Below are 15,829 nucleotides of genomic sequence, written 5' to 3'. Positions count from 1 at the left end.
GAAACGAACCGGGAGCACTGTGTAAACAGTGCTCCCTTTTTTTATGCCTTTTTCACGCGCAGTGAAGAAGTGTTATTCTGTACCGCTCTTTTCCACTGACGTATGAGGTTTTCATGGAGCGCCAGACGCTGGTTCGCCGCCATTTACTCAACATTGAGCAGATCCTGCGCGATCATTCCCTCTGGCAGGGCCTGCCTCCCGATCCCACTGCATTTGAGAGCACGCAGCCTTTCTGCATGGATACGCTGCAGCCTCACGAATGGCTGCAATGGGTTCTAATCCCCCGCATGAATGCGCTGCTGGAAAGCCAACATCCTTTGCCGAATGCGTTTGCCGTTGCGCCTTATTACGAAATGGCGCTGGATGCTACGCATGCCGTACGCGAACCCCTTCTCGCCGTGCTGTTTGAGCTGGACGCCTTGTTTGAGGCGGAACAGGACTGATGCTGGAGATTATTTACCAGGATGAGTGGCTGGTTGCGGTAAACAAACCGTCCGGCTGGCTGGTGCACCGTAGCTGGCTGGACAGGCACGAAAAAGTCGTGGTGATGCAAACCGTTCGCGACCAGATTGGCCAGCACGTTTTTACCGTGCATCGCCTTGACCGGCCAACCTCTGGCGTGCTGCTGATGGGGTTATCCAGCGAGGTTGGGCGCCTGCTGTCGCAGCAGTTTGAGCAGCACCAGATGCAGAAGCGCTACCATGCCGTGGTGCGTGGCTGGCTGCAGGACGAAGCCGTGCTGGATTATCCGCTGGTAGAAGAGCTGGATAAAATCGCCGATAAGTTTAGCGACCAGGACAAAGGGCCGCAGCCTGCGGTGACGCACTATCGTGGCTTAGCGACGATCGAGATGCCGGTGGCCGTAGGGCGTTATCCTACCGCTCGCTACAGCCTGGTAGAACTTGAGCCAAAGACTGGCCGCAAACACCAGCTTCGTCGGCATCTGTCGCATCTTCGCCATCCTATTATTGGTGATTCCAAACACGGCGATTTGCGCCAGAACCGGGGCGCAGCGGAACATTTTGGCTGTGAGCGTCTGATGCTGCATGCCAGCCAGCTCTCGCTAAACCATCCGGTTACCGGAGAGCCGCTGACGATCCGGGCGGGGCTGGATGAAACCTGGATGCAAATGCTGACACAATTTGGCTGGCGTGGTCAGCTGCCGGATGTTGAAAATAGTGAGTTTGATCCGGCGAGCTGCCAGGATAAGCCTTGTCTCTAATTCTTAAGGAGTTACCGATGGCCGAAGTGGGTATTTTTGTAGGTACGATGTACGGCAATGCGCTGCTAGTGGCTGAAGAAGCCGAAACCATTCTGAAAAAACATGGCCATCAGGCAAAAGTGTTTGAAGATCCCGATCTGACTGAGTGGCAATATTACCGCAACCATTATGCGCTGGTGGTCACCTCCACGACCGGGCAGGGCGATCTGCCGGACAGCATTGTCCCGCTGTTCCAGGCTATCAAAGATCAGCTGGGTTATCAGCCTGAGCTCCATTACGGACTGATTGCGCTGGGTGACAGCAATTACGACCACTTCTGCGGCGGCGGTAAGCAGTTTGACGCTTTATTGCAGGAGCAGGGCGCAACCCGCATCGCCGACGTTTTAACCATTGACGCTAACGACCATCCGGAGCCTGAAGTGGTTTCGGGCCCGTGGGTTGAACAGTGGGCGACTTTACTGAAGTAAGTGAGAACTGAGTGGGTAAGCGGCGCATACCCACTCAGAAAAGATCTTAATTAAGCGGTTGTTCATGTTCGCGGCGGTAGGCGCCGGGAGAGGTATTGAACCGTTTTCCAAACGTGCGGGTAAAAGATTGCTGCGAATCAAAGCCGTAGCGTACTGAGATATCGAGGATTTTGTCCTCGGTATTTTTCAGATCTTCCGCCGCCAGCTGCAGCTTGCGTTCACGAATGTAGGCGCCGAGGCTTTTCCCCGCCCAGTCTGAGAACATCCGCTGCAGGTACCACTTCGAGTAGCCGGACTGCCTGGCGACTTCTTCAATACGCAGCGGGCGCTGCATATTGCCATCGACCCACTCAAGCAGAGATTCCATAAAATCTTTAGGCATGGACATATCACCTCCTTCTACATCTTGCTCGTTCGATAATTGATAAATCTATTCCCACCAGGCATCGAAGGCCTGACGTGGTTGACTGACGTCCAGTATTTGCCCCATTTCAGGTGTTAGCAGCTGATAGCTGCGGCCTGCGCTGGCGGCAGAGATGCGACGGAAGGGCTCGTCCCAGCTGTGATTCGCCAAAGCAAACCGGCCTGCGTGCCCTGGCACCATGGTTTTCGCCCCCAGTTCTTCCGTCGCCTGAGCGGCTTCTTCCGGCATCATGTGGATGTATTTCCAGCCTTCGTCGTACTGGCCGTTTTCCATAATCGCGAGATCGATATCGCTAAACTGTTCGCCGATTTGCTTGAAATGAGGGCCGTAGCCGGTATCGCCGCTGTAATAAACTTTTCGCTGTGGCGTGACGAACATATAGCTTGCCCACAGCGTTTTGTTGCCGGTCAATCCTCGGCCAGAGAAATGGCGGGCCGGCAAGGCGTGGACCGTTAACCCGCTATCAATAGCGACTTTTTCCTGCCAGTCCAGCTCATGGATAAGCGCAGGATCGAAGCCCCAGGCTTCAAAATGTGCGCCGACGCCAAGCGGGGTGACGATCTGCTTAATCTTTGGCTTAAGCGCTCGCAGCGTGGGGTAGTCCAGGTGATCCCAGTGATCGTGAGAGATTACCAGGGTGTCGATGTCCGGCATATCTTCCGCTCGCCACGGATAATCGCCCGCAAACGCTTTGTTCAGAAAGGCGAACGGCGCGGCGTAGTGGCTGAACACGGGATCGATAAGAATGCGCTTGCCGCCGAGCTGGATAAACCAGGAGGAATGACCCAGCCACACCACCAGATCCTGCTGTTTATCAAGCTGAGCAAGATCGGTGTTGATCAGCGGCAGAGGGCGATCGGGTTTTACCGTATCTGGCCGGGCGAAAAAGAAATCCCACAGCGCCGCAATACGACCGCGCTTGTCGGTCATCATTGGCGTGTCCTGTTGATTATGGAACTTGCCGTCGCGGTACTGGGGCGATTGCTGGATGCGCTCAAGACGGCTGCCCTGCGGCAATTTGCCAAATTCAGTCATCGGGAACAGCGCAGCGCTAGTGGCAGTAAGGCCTAATAACATAATCACGACCATGAATTTTAGGGTTAACGAACGCTTGCCAGAATGCGCGGCAGCCATAAAGGATTCTCTTTGAAACTGTGCGGGTAATGTTGCTATTGAGTGAGTAAACACTCATTATAGGCAGGCAAGGTCAACCGTCAACAAAATTTACGGTATGATAAAGAACATGACATTCAGCGATCGCGGCGATCCCGATGGCTGAAATCCTATCCACTCAGATAACTGGCTTGTGAGGAACCGTGGCTCGTCCAAAAAGTGAAGATAAACGATTAGCATTACTCGATGCAGCAACCGACGCGATTGCGGAGCTGGGATTAGGGGCGGCGACCTCTTTAATTGCCAGAAAGGCGGGCGTGGCCGAAGGGACGTTGTTCCGTTATTTCCCCACTAAAGACGAGTTGCTGAACGCCGTTTATCTTCATCATAAGCAAGATCTTGGCAGCGAGCTGATGAAAACCTACGACCGACATGCGCCCAGCAAAGAACGCTCAAGAACGGTATGGGGAAATTACATTGACTGGGGGCTGGTGAACGTCAATGCCCGCAAAGCGATGCGCCAGCTGGCGGTTTCCGGCAAGATCACCCCTGAAACGATGGAACAGGTTTACCAGGCTTACCCTGACCTGCGCGATCTGTCGAAAGAGTGCGTGACTAACGAGGTACTGACCGGTATTGAATCGGCGTTTGCTGATGCTATTTTCTTTGGCCTGGCTGAAACCACGATGGAATTTGCCGGACGCGACCCTTCACGCAGGGATGAATACAAATCTGCCGGGTTTGACGTGATGTGGCGCGGCATGACGAAAGGCTAACATTTTTGCTAAAAAGCGAAGAGGGAGTGCGGATCTCCTCTTCGCGCCTGACTTAAGTTCAAATCTGATACTTCTTCGCTTCCCGCACAACGTTATCCATCTCGTCCAGTAGCTCCAGAATTTCAGGCTCCATTTCCTCAGGCGCTACGCCGTGGCGCAGCTCGTGCTCCAGCGTCTGGCAGAGCTTTTTCATCCGCGGGACGCCGCTGTAACTGCAGCTCCCGTGCAGTTTATGAACGATATCAATCAACCCTTCGGGCTTATCGCCGACCAGCTGTTCTTCGAGGACATTTCTCACTTCTGGCAGAAACTCCAGCAGCATTTCAAGCATCTCTCGGGCGAGATCGGCTTTGTTGGCGGCCTGGCGCAGCGCCAGGTTCCAGTCCAGCGTTTTATTGATGTTAATCGCCGGTGGCGCGGGCTCTTCCTGCTGCACGGGAAGCTGGCCGATATTGCCCGGATGGTAACGCATCAGCAGGCGATGCAGCTTTTCTTCTTCAATTGGCTTGGCGAGATAGTCGTTCATACCGGCGCTCATGAGCTTCTCTTTTTGCCCTGCCAGCGCGTGTGCGGTAACGGCAATTACCGGGGTTTGCTGGTGATGCGGCAGCTGGCGAATCAGTTCGCAGGCGCGGATGCCGTCCATTTCCGGCATCTGAATGTCCATCAGGATAATGTCGATGTTCATTTGACGGGCGCGTTCCAGCGCCTGCGTGCCGCTTTCACACAGCACAACTTGCTGAACCCTGTCTTCCAGTAACGCGCCAATTAGTTTCAGGTTGGCCGGGTTATCATCCACCGCCATGACGGCCATCGGCAGCTTATCGTTATGCTCAATGAACGGCAGAGCCAGGTTAGCTTTAGGGCAGCTTTTAAGCAGCATCGGGAACAGGCGCGTTGAGGTAATCGGTTTTAACAGGCAGCCCGCCACGCCCTGACGCTTCAGCTCTTCTGCGCCGACCTGGGTATGGCAGGGCAGTGCCAAAATCAGGCAATCTGCCATGGTGACCGCTTTGGCGAGCTTAGGGTTTGCCAGCGTAAGCGTTTCTGTAAAGGTGACGGGAATGCCGCACAGCAGAATATCATAGTGCTCATCGGGCAGCCCAGAGAGCGACGGACTGTGCACGACTTCCAGCGGTGTGTTTTGCAGCAAATTCAGGGTGCTCTGCGCGGCGGTTGCGTTTGGCTCGACGTAGCCCAGGCGTTTGCCTGCCAGCTTGTCCAGCAACTGTCGGTCGTTCACGGCATTAGGGTTCAGGTCCAGGCTAATGTGGAACCAGAACGTTGAACCCCGATTCGGCTTGCTGTGGAAAGAGATATCGCCGCCCATTTCATTCACCAGTTTCTGGGTGATCACCAGCCCCAGCCCGGTACCGCCGTGGCGGCGTGAAATACTGGCATCCGCCTGGCGGAAGGCCTGGAAGAGGCGAGATTGTTCCTGCTCAGGAATGCCGATGCCGGTATCGTGGATCTGCATTTCAATCTGAACTTTGTTGTTCCCTTCCGCCCGTTTTTCCACCAGCAGGTCGATGTTGCCGGTTTCGGTGAATTTAATGGCGTTGCCCACCAGATTCGTGATGACCTGCTGCAGGCGTAAAGGGTCACCAATCACATTATCCGGCACGTCATTCTTGATATTTAGCGTTAGCTCAAGGCCTTTGTCGTGGGCGGAATGTGCCAGCAGAGTCACTACCTCATCCAGCGTATTGCGCAGCGGGAATGGAATAGATTCCAGCAGCAGCTTGCCCGCTTCTAATTTGGAGAAGTCCAGCACGTCATTAATGATGGTGAGTAAGTTATTGGCCGAGCGTTCAATCGTGTAAAGGTGGTCTCGCTGGGTTGGCGTCAGATCGGTTTTTAAGGCGAGGCGAGTGAAGCCAATGACGCCGTTTAGCGGCGTGCGCAGCTCGTGAGACATGTTTGCCAGAAACTCAGATTTTATACGGGCGGCTTCCTGCGCCCGCTTCTTGGCAAGATCGAGCTCCACGTTCTGAATTTCCATCTGCTCAAGGGTTTCACGCAGATCGGATGTGGCCTGATCGACGTTGTGCTGCATCTCCTCGTGATACGCCGTCAGAGACATTGCCATCGAATTGATGCCGTTTTTCAGCATATCCAACTCGCCTAACATAAACCCTTCCACGCGGCTGTCGAGCTGACCGCGGCGGATGCGGTCCACGGTATTCACCATATTGCGGATCGGCCCGGTCACGTCGCGCATCAGTCGATAGGCAAACAGCATCGCGATCCCGATGCAGAACAGCATCATCAACGTTGAGATGAAGATCTCACGGTATTGCTGCAGGCGAACTGATTTGAGATCCAGCTCCATGGCGACGTAGCCGAGGGTGCTGTTGCTCTGCTTGACGTTGGTTTCAGCGGATTCATCCGGCGAATATCTTTCGGAAACGATCGGCATACGCAGGATCATGATGTCGCCCGCGCGGGTGACGGTGAGATCTTTTGGTGGCTTTTCCCCATCGGGCAGCCTCAGGCGAGTGGCGTTATGCTGAAAATTCGAGGTGACGAACAGCTTATTACTGTCATCGTAAATCGAAATACCGCGCACGATATCCGAATGGCGGCGGTGCAGCACGCTGACCAACTGGCGAATCGACTCCCGGCTGTGGAAGTTCATACCGTACTCGCTGGAGACCGCCAGCGGCTCAATAATACTGGCACCGGCATCTTCCAGCTGGCGCTGTAAGTCATTGTAACGATGGACAACGAAAAAGATGCTGAGCAGCAAACCGACCAACAGCGTCGGGGCCAGAATCAGGATCATCATACGTGCGCGCAGGCTGTAGTTGGTCATGGGGTTCCGATATGGGACAATAAAAGCAACAGTGACATTTGAGAACACATCTACTTACATCATGGCGCAATTCTACTCTGCAAAGCGACGCGATACGAATCGTGAATTACTTACCGTGACCGTAACCGACCTTGATCCGTTCGGTCAGGGCGTCGCACGTCACAAAGGCAAAGCGCTCTTTATTCGCGGCGCACTCCCCGGCGAACAGGTTGAAGTTCGCATTACCGAAGATAAGCGTAGCTATGCTCAGGCAGAGGTAAAGCGCCGCCTAAACGACAGCCCGGAGCGCGTCAAGCCACGCTGCCCGCACTTTGGCGTTTGCGGCGGCTGCCAGCAGCAGCACGCGAGCGTGGCGCTGCAGCAGGAGGCGAAGTCTAAAGCCCTTGGGCGCATGATGGGCGAGCGCGAACATCCTCGCCAGGTGGATGAAATTATTTCCGCCGGGTCATGGGGATACCGCCGTCGCGCACGGCTGGGGTTGAATTATCAGCCCCGCACGCAAACCTTACAGATGGGGTTTCGCAAGGCGAGCGACAAGGTGCTGGTGGATATTCATCATTGCCCCGTGCTGGCGCCCCGGCTTGAAGCATTACTGGAACCTTTACGCCAGTGCTTGTCTGAATTAAGTGTTGTTAACCGATTAGGGCATGTGGAGCTGGTGCTGGCCGACGGTGGGCCGCTGATGGTGCTGCGTCATTTGTCACCGCTCAGCAACGATGATCGGGAAAAACTGGAACAGTTTTCGCATTCTCACGAGGTGGCATTGTTCCTCGCCCCGGACAGCGACAGCCTGGAATCCCTGGCGGAGGAAGAGCCCTGGTATCATTCAGACGGGCTACGCTTAACCTTTAGTCCACGAGATTTCATCCAGGTCAACGATGCGGTGAATCAGCAAATGGTGGCCAGGGCTATCGAGTGGTTGGAGGTGCAGCCTGAGGATCGGGTGCTAGATTTGTTCTGCGGAATGGGGAATTTTACCCTGCCGTTGGCAAAACGAGCCGCCGCGGCCGTGGGGGTCGAAGGCGTTGCTGCGCTGGTGGCGAAAGGTGAATATAATGCTCAGCGTAATGCGCTGAAAAACGTGACATTCTTCCATGAAAACCTGGAAGACGATGTGACGCGTCAGCCCTGGGCGCAACAAGGATTTACTAAAATATTGCTCGACCCGGCGCGTGCCGGTGCGGCGGGGGTTATGCAGCACGTCATCAAACTGGCGCCAAGCCGCGTGGTGTACGTTTCCTGTAACCCCACCACGCTTGCGCGTGACAGTGAAACGCTACTGGCCGCCGGGTATCACATTAAACGACTGGCCATGCTCGATATGTTCCCCCACACCGGGCATCTGGAGTCTATGGCGCTCTTTGAGCGTAATTGAAAGGGTTAATCAGGCGCATTGGCCTTAGTATTAGCCCGACAGGAGAGGATAATGGTTGCGGTAAGAAGTGCACATCTCAACAAAGCTGGCGAATTTGCGCCCGAAAAATGGATTGCAAGCCTCGGGATTTCCAACCAGCAGTCGTGTGAACGCTTAGCCGAAACCTGGGCGTATTGTGAACGCCAGACCAAAGGACATCCTGACGCTGAATTACTGCTCTGGCGTGGCGTGGAGATGGTCGAAATCCTCTCGATGCTGAGCATGGACAACGATACGCTGCGCGCCTCGCTGCTGTTCCCGCTGGCGGATGCAGGCGTGGTCAGCGAAGAAGTGATGCTGGAAAGCGTCGGCAAACAGGTGGTGACCCTGATTCACGGCGTGCGCGACATGGACGCGATTCGCCACCTGAAAGCGACCCATAACGACTCTGTTTCTTCTGACCAGGTGGATAACGTTCGCCGTATGCTGCTGGCGATGGTGGACGACTTCCGTTGCGTAGTCATTAAGCTTGCGGAACGTATCGCCCATCTGCGCGAAGTGAAAGACGCGCCGGAAGATGAGCGCGTACTGGCGGCGAAAGAATGTACCAATATCTATGCCCCGCTGGCGAATCGCCTGGGCATTGGTCAGCTCAAGTGGGAGCTGGAAGATTACTGCTTCCGCTACCTGCATCCGGAAGAATACAAGCGTATTGCGAAGCTGCTGCACGAGCGCCGTATCGATCGCGAGCAGTACATCGACGATTTTGTCGGCACATTACGTTCTTCGATGAAAGAAGAGGGCGTAAAGGCTGAAGTCTATGGCCGACCAAAACACATCTACAGCATCTGGCGCAAAATGCAGAAAAAACATCTCGCGTTTGATGAGCTGTTTGACGTGCGTGCGGTGCGTATCGTCGCCGAGCGCCTGCAGGATTGCTACGCGGCGCTGGGGATAGTGCATACTCACTTCCGCCATTTGCCAGATGAGTTTGACGACTATGTCGCAAACCCTAAACCGAATGGCTACCAGTCTATTCACACCGTGGTGCTTGGCCCGAACGGCAAAACCATAGAGATTCAGATCCGCACCAAGCAGATGCATGAAGAGTCTGAGCTGGGCGTGGCCGCGCACTGGAAGTACAAAGAAGGCAATGCGCGCAGCGGCAGTTCCGGCCATGAAGACCGCATTGCGTGGCTGCGCAAGCTTATCGCCTGGCAGGAAGAAATGTCCGATTCGGGCGAAATGCTCGACGAAGTCCGCAGCCAGGTCTTTGACGACCGCGTGTATGTGTTTACGCCGAAAGGGGACGTGGTTGACCTGCCTGCCGGCTCGACGCCGCTGGACTTTGCCTACCATATTCACAGCGATGTCGGGCACCGCTGCATCGGGGCGAAAATCGGCGGGCGCATCGTGCCGTTCACCTATCAGCTGCAAATGGGGGACCAGATCGAAGTCATCACCCAGAAGCAGCCGAACCCGAGTCGTGACTGGCTGAATCCTAACCTGGGGTACATCACAACCAGCCGCGGGCGCGCGAAAATCCATAACTGGTTCCGCAAGCAGGACCGGGACAAGAACATTCTTGCCGGACGCCAGATCCTCGACGACGAGATTGAGCATCTGGGTATCAGCCTGAAAGAAGCAGAGAAAACGCTGCTGCCGCGCTACAACTTCAACGAAATTGAAGAGCTGCTGGCGGCTATCGGCGGCGGGGATATTCGCCTCAACCAGATGAGCAACTATCTGCAGGCGCAGTTTAATAAGCCCAGCGCTGAAGAGCAGGATGCCGCCGCGCTGCGCCAGCTGACGCAAAAAACGTATTCGCCGCCGCAGTCGCGTAGTAAAGACAATGGCCGCGTAGTCGTTGAGGGCGTGGGGAATCTGATGCACCACATCGCCCGCTGCTGCCAGCCGATTCCGGGGGATGAAATCGTGGGCTTCATTACCCAGGGGCGCGGGATCTCTATTCACCGGGCGGACTGCGATCAGCTTGCCGAGCTGCAGTCTCATGCGCCAGAACGTATCGTTGATGCGGTTTGGGGGGAGAGCTACTCCAGCGGTTATTCGCTGGTAGTGCGCGTCACGGCGAACGATCGCAGCGGCCTGCTTCGCGACATCACCACGATTCTGGCGAACGAAAAGGTCAACGTGCTTGGCGTGGCCAGCCGCAGCGATACAAAGCAGCAGCTTGCCACTATCGATATGACTATCGAGATTTACAACCTGCAGGTGCTTGGCCGCGTGCTGGGCAAGCTGAATCAGGTGCCGGACATTATCGATGCTCGCAGGCTGCACGGCTAATTTATGGCCCCTCACTCCTGAGAACAATTCTACTCGATCCAGTTCCCTCTCCCTTTTAGGGAGAGGGTTAGGGTGAGGGTAAAAAACAAGGAATCACAATGAATCAAATCGACCGCCTGCTCGGGATCATGCAACGCCTGCGCGATCCTGAAAACGGCTGCCCGTGGGATCGTGAACAAACCTTTTCCACCATCGCCCCGCACACTCTCGAAGAAACCTATGAAGTGCTCGATGCCATTAACCGCGAAGATTTTGACGATCTGCGCGATGAGCTGGGCGACTTGCTGTTCCAGGTGGTGTTTTACGCCCAGATGGGGCAGGAAGAAGGGCGCTTTAATTTTGAAGATATCTGTCGGGGCATCAGCGACAAGCTTGAGCGCCGCCACCCGCATATCTTTGCTGACGGCGACGCTGCGACCAGCGGTGAAGTGCTGGCGAAGTGGGAGCAGATCAAAATTGAAGAGCGCGCGCAGAAGGCACAACACTCGGCGCTGGACGATATCCCAGAGGCGCTGCCCGCCCTGATGCGAGCGCAAAAAATCCAGAAACGCTGCTCAAACGTCGGCTTCGACTGGAAGACGCTTGGCCCGGTGCTGGATAAAGTGCACGAAGAAATTGACGAAGTCATGTTTGAAGCCCAGCAGGCCGTGGTGGATGAGGCCAAACTGGAAGAGGAAGTGGGCGATTTATTGTTCGCTACCGTCAATTTGGCTCGTCATTTGGGCACCAAAGCCGAGGTCGCTTTACAAAAAGCGAACCGAAAATTTGAAGCTCGTTTCCGAAAAGTGGAAGCGATTGTTGCCGCCCAGGGGCTGACCATGGAGCAGGCGGGGCTGGAAATTATGGAAAAAGCCTGGCAAGAAGTGAAACGCCAGGAAACTGATATCTAAAGCGTTTTTGCTATCAGGTGCACTTTTTAGCGCTTTTTATTTAACAAGCGATTGATTTGCGTCAAAAACATTTATCACGGAAGGGCTATTTTCTTAGCCTGACTGTGGGGCCGGATTGATTTCCGGGGAACAGAATGAATGTTTGTGGCGCCCATGCTGTTCGGGTATACTACTTTCCCGTCCTGGTTATTCCATCGTCTTTAAACCTAACTTCTCAGGTTCAGCATGACAACGAACTATATTTTTGTGACCGGCGGGGTCGTTTCCTCTCTGGGTAAAGGCATTGCCGCAGCCTCCCTCGCAGCTATTCTTGAAGCCCGTGGCCTCAACGTATCCATCATGAAACTCGATCCGTATATCAACGTCGATCCGGGTACCATGAGCCCTATTCAACATGGGGAAGTGTTCGTTACCGAAGACGGCGCTGAAACCGACCTGGATTTGGGTCACTACGAGCGTTTTATCCGTAACAAGATGAGCCGCCGTAACAACTTCACCACCGGCCGTATCTACTCTGACGTTCTGCGTAAAGAGCGCCGTGGTGACTATCTTGGCGCGACCGTGCAGGTTATCCCGCACATCACCAACGCCATTAAAGAACGTATTCTGGAAGGCGGCGAAGGCCACGACGTGGTGCTGGTTGAAATCGGCGGTACCGTCGGTGACATCGAATCCCTGCCGTTCCTTGAAGCGATTCGCCAGATGGCGGTAGAAGTGGGCCGCGAGCACACCCTCTACATGCATCTGACGCTGGTGCCTTACATGGCCGCAGCCGGTGAAGTGAAAACCAAGCCGACCCAGCACTCCGTAAAAGAACTGCTCTCCATTGGTATCCAGCCAGACGTGCTGATTTGCCGTTCTGACCGCGTTGTTCCGGCCAACGAACGTGCGAAGATTGCATTGTTCTGTAACGTTCCAGAGAAAGCGGTAATCTCTCTGAAAGACGTCGATTCTATCTATAAAATTCCAGGCCTGTTGAAATCACAGGGGCTGGACGATTATATTTGTAAACGATTCAGCTTGAACGCGCCGGAAGCCAATCTTGCAGAATGGGAACAGGTTATCTATGAAGAAGCCAACCCAACGGGCGAAATCACTATCGGTATGGTCGGCAAGTACATTGAACTGCCGGATGCCTATAAGTCGGTGATTGAAGCGCTGAAACACGGCGGGCTGAAAAACCGTCTGACCGTGAACATCAAGCTGATTGATTCACAGGATGTTGAAACTCGTGGCGTTGAGCTGCTGAAAGGTCTGGATGCTATCCTGATCCCTGGCGGCTTTGGCTACCGCGGCGTTGAAGGCAAGATTGCCACCGCGCGCTATGCCCGTGAAAACAACATCCCGTACCTCGGCATTTGCCTGGGTATGCAGGTTGCGCTTATCGAGTTCGCCCGTAACGTGGCGGGCATGGATAACGCCAACTCCACTGAATTTGTGCCAGACTGTAAGTACCCTGTGGTGGCATTGATCACCGAGTGGCGCGATGAAGAAGGCAACGTTGAAGTGCGCACCGAGAAGAGCGATCTGGGCGGCACCATGCGCCTCGGCGGGCAGCAGTGCCAGCTGACCGACGGCAGCCTGGTTCGTCAGATGTACGGTGAGCCAACAATCGTTGAACGCCATCGCCATCGCTACGAAGTCAACAACATGCTGCTGAAACCGATTGAAGCAGCTGGTTTACGTGTTGCAGGTCGTTCCGGTGATGACCAACTGGTGGAAATCATCGAGGTGCCAAATCATCCATGGTTTGTTGCCTGCCAGTTCCACCCGGAATTCACTTCGACTCCGCGTGACGGGCACCCACTGTTTGCAGGCTTCGTGAAAGCCGCCGGTGAGTACCAGAAACGCCAGGCGAAGTAAGCAGAGTTAGAACGGCAACGCGCGACATTATCGCGCGTTGTTTGTCTGGAGTTTTAGTTTAACGTTGTGACTTGAGGAAAACCTACTATGTCCAAAATTGTGAAAGTGATCGGTCGTGAAATCATCGACTCCCGCGGTAACCCGACTGTTGAAGCCGAAGTTCACCTGGAAGGCGGTTTCGTTGGTCTGGCAGCTGCACCATCAGGTGCTTCTACCGGTTCCCGTGAAGCTCTGGAACTGCGCGATGGCGACAAATCTCGTTTCATGGGTAAAGGCGTACTGAAAGCTGTTGCTGCGGTTAACGGCCCGATCGCTGAAGCTGTGCTTGGCAAAGATGCTAAAGACCAGGCTAACATCGATAAGATCATGATCGATCTGGATGGCACCGAGAACAAATCCAAGTTTGGCGCTAACGCCATCCTGGCTGTTTCTCTGGCTGCTGCTAAAGCTGCTGCTGCCTCTAAAGGCCTGCCGCTTTACGCTCACATCGCTGAACTGAACGGCACCCCAGGCAAATACTCTATGCCTCTGCCTATGATGAACATCATCAACGGCGGCGAGCACGCTGATAACAACGTTGATATTCAAGAGTTCATGATTCAGCCTGTTGGCGCAAAAACTCTGAAAGAAGCAGTACGTATCGGTTCTGAAGTGTTCCACAACCTGGCTAAAGTGCTGAAGTCCAAAGGCATGAACACTGCTGTTGGTGACGAAGGCGGCTACGCGCCTAACCTGGGTTCCAACGCAGAAGCGCTGGCTGTTATCGCTGAAGCGGTTAAAGCAGCAGGCTACGAGCTGGGCAAAGATGTTACCCTGGCAATGGACTGTGCAGCGTCTGAATTCTACAAAGACGGTAAATACGTTCTGGCTGGCGAAGGCAACAAAGCGTTCACCTCCGAAGAGTTCACTCACTTCCTGGAAAACTTGACCAAAGATTACCCAATCGTTTCTATCGAAGACGGTCTGGACGAATCTGACTGGGCTGGTTTCGCATACCAGACCAAAGTTCTGGGCGACAAAATCCAGCTGGTTGGTGACGATCTGTTCGTAACCAACACCAAGATCCTGAAAGAAGGTATCGAAAAAGGCATCGTTAACTCCATCCTGATCAAATTCAACCAGATCGGTTCCCTGACCGAAACTCTGGCTGCGATCAAAATGGCGAAAGACGCTGGCTACACTGCGGTTATCTCTCACCGTTCAGGCGAAACCGAAGACGCTACCATCGCTGACCTGGCTGTTGGTACCGCTGCTGGCCAGATCAAAACCGGTTCTATGAGCCGTTCTGACCGTGTTGCTAAGTACAACCAGCTGATTCGTATCGAAGAAGCACTGGCTGCACAGGGCACCCCAGCGCCGTTCAACGGTCTGAAAGAAGTTAAAGGCCAGTAAGTTCTTACTGCTGCTGTAGACTTTGAAAAACCCGCTTCGGCGGGTTTTTTTTCGTCTTAAATTTAAAACCTTTCACATCAAATGCTTAATTAACGCTTATCTATTGCGTCCTTTGGCTCGCTGGGCCAGGCTTGTCGGGTTATTCACATCAGGTCAGGAGACCGCATATGAAAGCAGCAGTTGTAAGTCAGAACCATTCAGTCGATATCATTGATAAACCCGTGCGTTCGCTGGAGCATGGTGAAGCACTGTTGGCTATGGAATGCTGTGGCGTTTGCCATACGGATTTGCACGTAAAAAATGGCGACTTTGGTGATGTCACCGGCACCACGCTGGGGCATGAAGGCATCGGCATCGTGAGGGCGATTGGGCCGGGTGTCAGCTCGTTGAAAGTGGGCGATCGGGCAAGCGTGGCCTGGTTCTTCCGCGGATGCGGCCACTGTGAATACTGTAATTCTGGTAATGAAACCCTGTGCCGCAGCGTAACCAACGCGGGCTTTACCGTCGATGGCGGTATGGCTGAAGAGTGCATCGTGGTGGCCGACTATGCGGTAAAAGTGCCGGATGGCCTGGCTTCTGCAGAAGCCAGCAGCATTACCTGTGCCGGGGTAACGACCTACAAAGCGGTAAAAGTATCCCATATCAAGCCGGGCCAATGGATTGCTATCTATGGTTTGGGTGGCCTCGGTAACCTCGCGCTGCAGTACGCCAAAAACGTCTTTAATGCTAAGGTCATTGCCGTTGACGTCAACGATGCCCAGCTCGAATTTGCCAAAGAGAGCGGGGCCGATCTGGTGATCAACTCCCGCAACGAAGACGCGGCAAAAATCATTCAGGAAAAAACCGGGGGCGCTCACGCAGCGGTAGTAACCGCCGTTGCGAAAGCTGCTTTTAACTCCGCCGTTGACGCTGTTCGTGCTGGAGCTCGTATTGTGGCCGTTGGCCTGCCACCGGAGTCCATGAGCCTGAACATTCCTCGCCTGGTACTGGACGGCATTGAGGTTGTTGGCTCGCTGGTCGGTACGCGTCAGGACCTGGCTGAGGCATTCCAGTTTGCAGCGGAAGGAAAGGTCACGCCTAAGGTGACGCTGCGTCCCCTGGAGGACATCAATACCATTTTCCATGAAATGGAGAGCGGCCAAATCAAAGGCCGCATGGTGATTGATTTTAAACTGAAAAAATAGTGAAGCTGGCCGGGAAGACCCCGGC

The 15,829-nt window shown here is 54.4% G+C and carries 13 protein-coding genes; 10 read left to right on the top strand and 3 right to left on the bottom strand.

Annotation, left to right across the window (positions count from 1 at the left end; genetic code table 11):
* Window positions 1–113: 113 nt before the first annotated feature.
* From CNE01S_RS07575 to CNE01S_RS07565, 3 genes are read left to right on the top strand one after another with little or no spacing between them, the layout of a single operon-like run.
* Window positions 114–443 (top strand): YqcC family protein, encoded by a 330-nt coding sequence (locus CNE01S_RS07575; RefSeq protein ID WP_061274801.1) that lies wholly within the window; start codon window positions 114–116, stop codon window positions 441–443.
* Window positions 443–1,222 (top strand): tRNA pseudouridine(65) synthase TruC, encoded by a 780-nt coding sequence (gene truC / locus CNE01S_RS07570; protein ID WP_061274799.1) that lies wholly within the window; start codon window positions 443–445, stop codon window positions 1,220–1,222. Before CNE01S_RS07575 ends, truC begins: the two co-directional genes overlap by 1 nt.
* A 17-nt stretch (window positions 1,223–1,239) precedes the next feature.
* Window positions 1,240–1,689 carry a flavodoxin gene (locus CNE01S_RS07565; protein WP_061274797.1) on the top strand — a complete coding sequence of 150 codons (450 nt, stop codon included), beginning with the start codon at window positions 1,240–1,242 and terminating at the stop codon, window positions 1,687–1,689.
* A 46-nt stretch (window positions 1,690–1,735) separates the two neighbouring features.
* On the opposite strand, the gene CNE01S_RS07560 is transcribed toward CNE01S_RS07565, so the two are convergent.
* A complete protein-coding gene (locus CNE01S_RS07560; protein ID WP_039287227.1) occupies window positions 1,736–2,077 on the bottom strand; it encodes a helix-turn-helix domain-containing protein in 342 nt (113 codons plus the stop codon).
* Window positions 2,078–2,119: 42 nt separating this feature from the next.
* Entirely contained in the window at window positions 2,120–3,247 is a 1,128-nt protein-coding gene (locus CNE01S_RS07555) for an MBL fold metallo-hydrolase (RefSeq protein WP_061274795.1), read from the bottom strand.
* Between the two features lie 182 nt (window positions 3,248–3,429).
* Between CNE01S_RS07555 and CNE01S_RS07550 the strand changes: the two genes are divergently transcribed.
* A complete protein-coding gene (locus tag CNE01S_RS07550) occupies window positions 3,430–4,002 on the top strand; it encodes a TetR/AcrR family transcriptional regulator (protein WP_039297679.1) in 573 nt (190 codons plus the stop codon).
* Between the two features lie 58 nt (window positions 4,003–4,060).
* On the opposite strand, the gene barA is transcribed toward CNE01S_RS07550, so the two are convergent.
* The gene (gene barA, locus CNE01S_RS07545) at window positions 4,061–6,817 is read right to left on the bottom strand and encodes a two-component sensor histidine kinase BarA (RefSeq protein ID WP_061274793.1); all 2,757 of its coding nucleotides are present in this window, start codon (window positions 6,815–6,817) and stop codon (window positions 4,061–4,063) included.
* 61 nt (window positions 6,818–6,878) lie between these two features.
* Between barA and rlmD the strand changes: the two genes are divergently transcribed.
* From rlmD to adhP, 6 genes are all read left to right on the top strand, one after another.
* Window positions 6,879–8,192: a 23S rRNA (uracil(1939)-C(5))-methyltransferase RlmD gene (gene rlmD / locus CNE01S_RS07540; RefSeq protein ID WP_061274791.1), complete on the top strand. Its 1,314-nt coding sequence runs from the start codon at window positions 6,879–6,881 to the stop codon at window positions 8,190–8,192.
* A gap of 51 nt (window positions 8,193–8,243) precedes the next feature.
* Entirely contained in the window at window positions 8,244–10,475 is a 2,232-nt protein-coding gene (gene relA / locus CNE01S_RS07535; protein WP_061274789.1) for a GTP diphosphokinase, read from the top strand.
* Between the two features lie 98 nt (window positions 10,476–10,573).
* A complete protein-coding gene (mazG, locus tag CNE01S_RS07530) occupies window positions 10,574–11,365 on the top strand; it encodes a nucleoside triphosphate pyrophosphohydrolase (protein WP_061274787.1) in 792 nt (263 codons plus the stop codon).
* 225 nt (window positions 11,366–11,590) lie between these two features.
* Window positions 11,591–13,228 (top strand): glutamine hydrolyzing CTP synthase, encoded by a 1,638-nt coding sequence (pyrG, locus tag CNE01S_RS07525; RefSeq protein ID WP_038479387.1) that lies wholly within the window; start codon window positions 11,591–11,593, stop codon window positions 13,226–13,228.
* Window positions 13,229–13,315: 87 nt separating this feature from the next.
* Window positions 13,316–14,620 (top strand): phosphopyruvate hydratase, encoded by a 1,305-nt coding sequence (gene eno / locus CNE01S_RS07520; protein ID WP_016538007.1) that lies wholly within the window; start codon window positions 13,316–13,318, stop codon window positions 14,618–14,620.
* Window positions 14,621–14,787: 167 nt separating this feature from the next.
* Window positions 14,788–15,804, top strand: a complete 1,017-nt coding sequence (gene adhP, locus CNE01S_RS07515; RefSeq protein ID WP_061274785.1) for an alcohol dehydrogenase AdhP — start codon at window positions 14,788–14,790, stop codon at window positions 15,802–15,804.
* Window positions 15,805–15,829: the final 25 nt, after the last annotated feature.

The sequence above is a fragment of the Cedecea neteri NBRC 105707 = ATCC 33855 genome, assembly GCF_001571265.1.
Classification (GTDB): domain Bacteria; phylum Pseudomonadota; class Gammaproteobacteria; order Enterobacterales; family Enterobacteriaceae; genus Cedecea; species Cedecea neteri.
The sequence above is the reverse complement of the archived record's forward strand: the minus strand, read 5'-3'. Positions and strand labels throughout refer to the sequence as shown.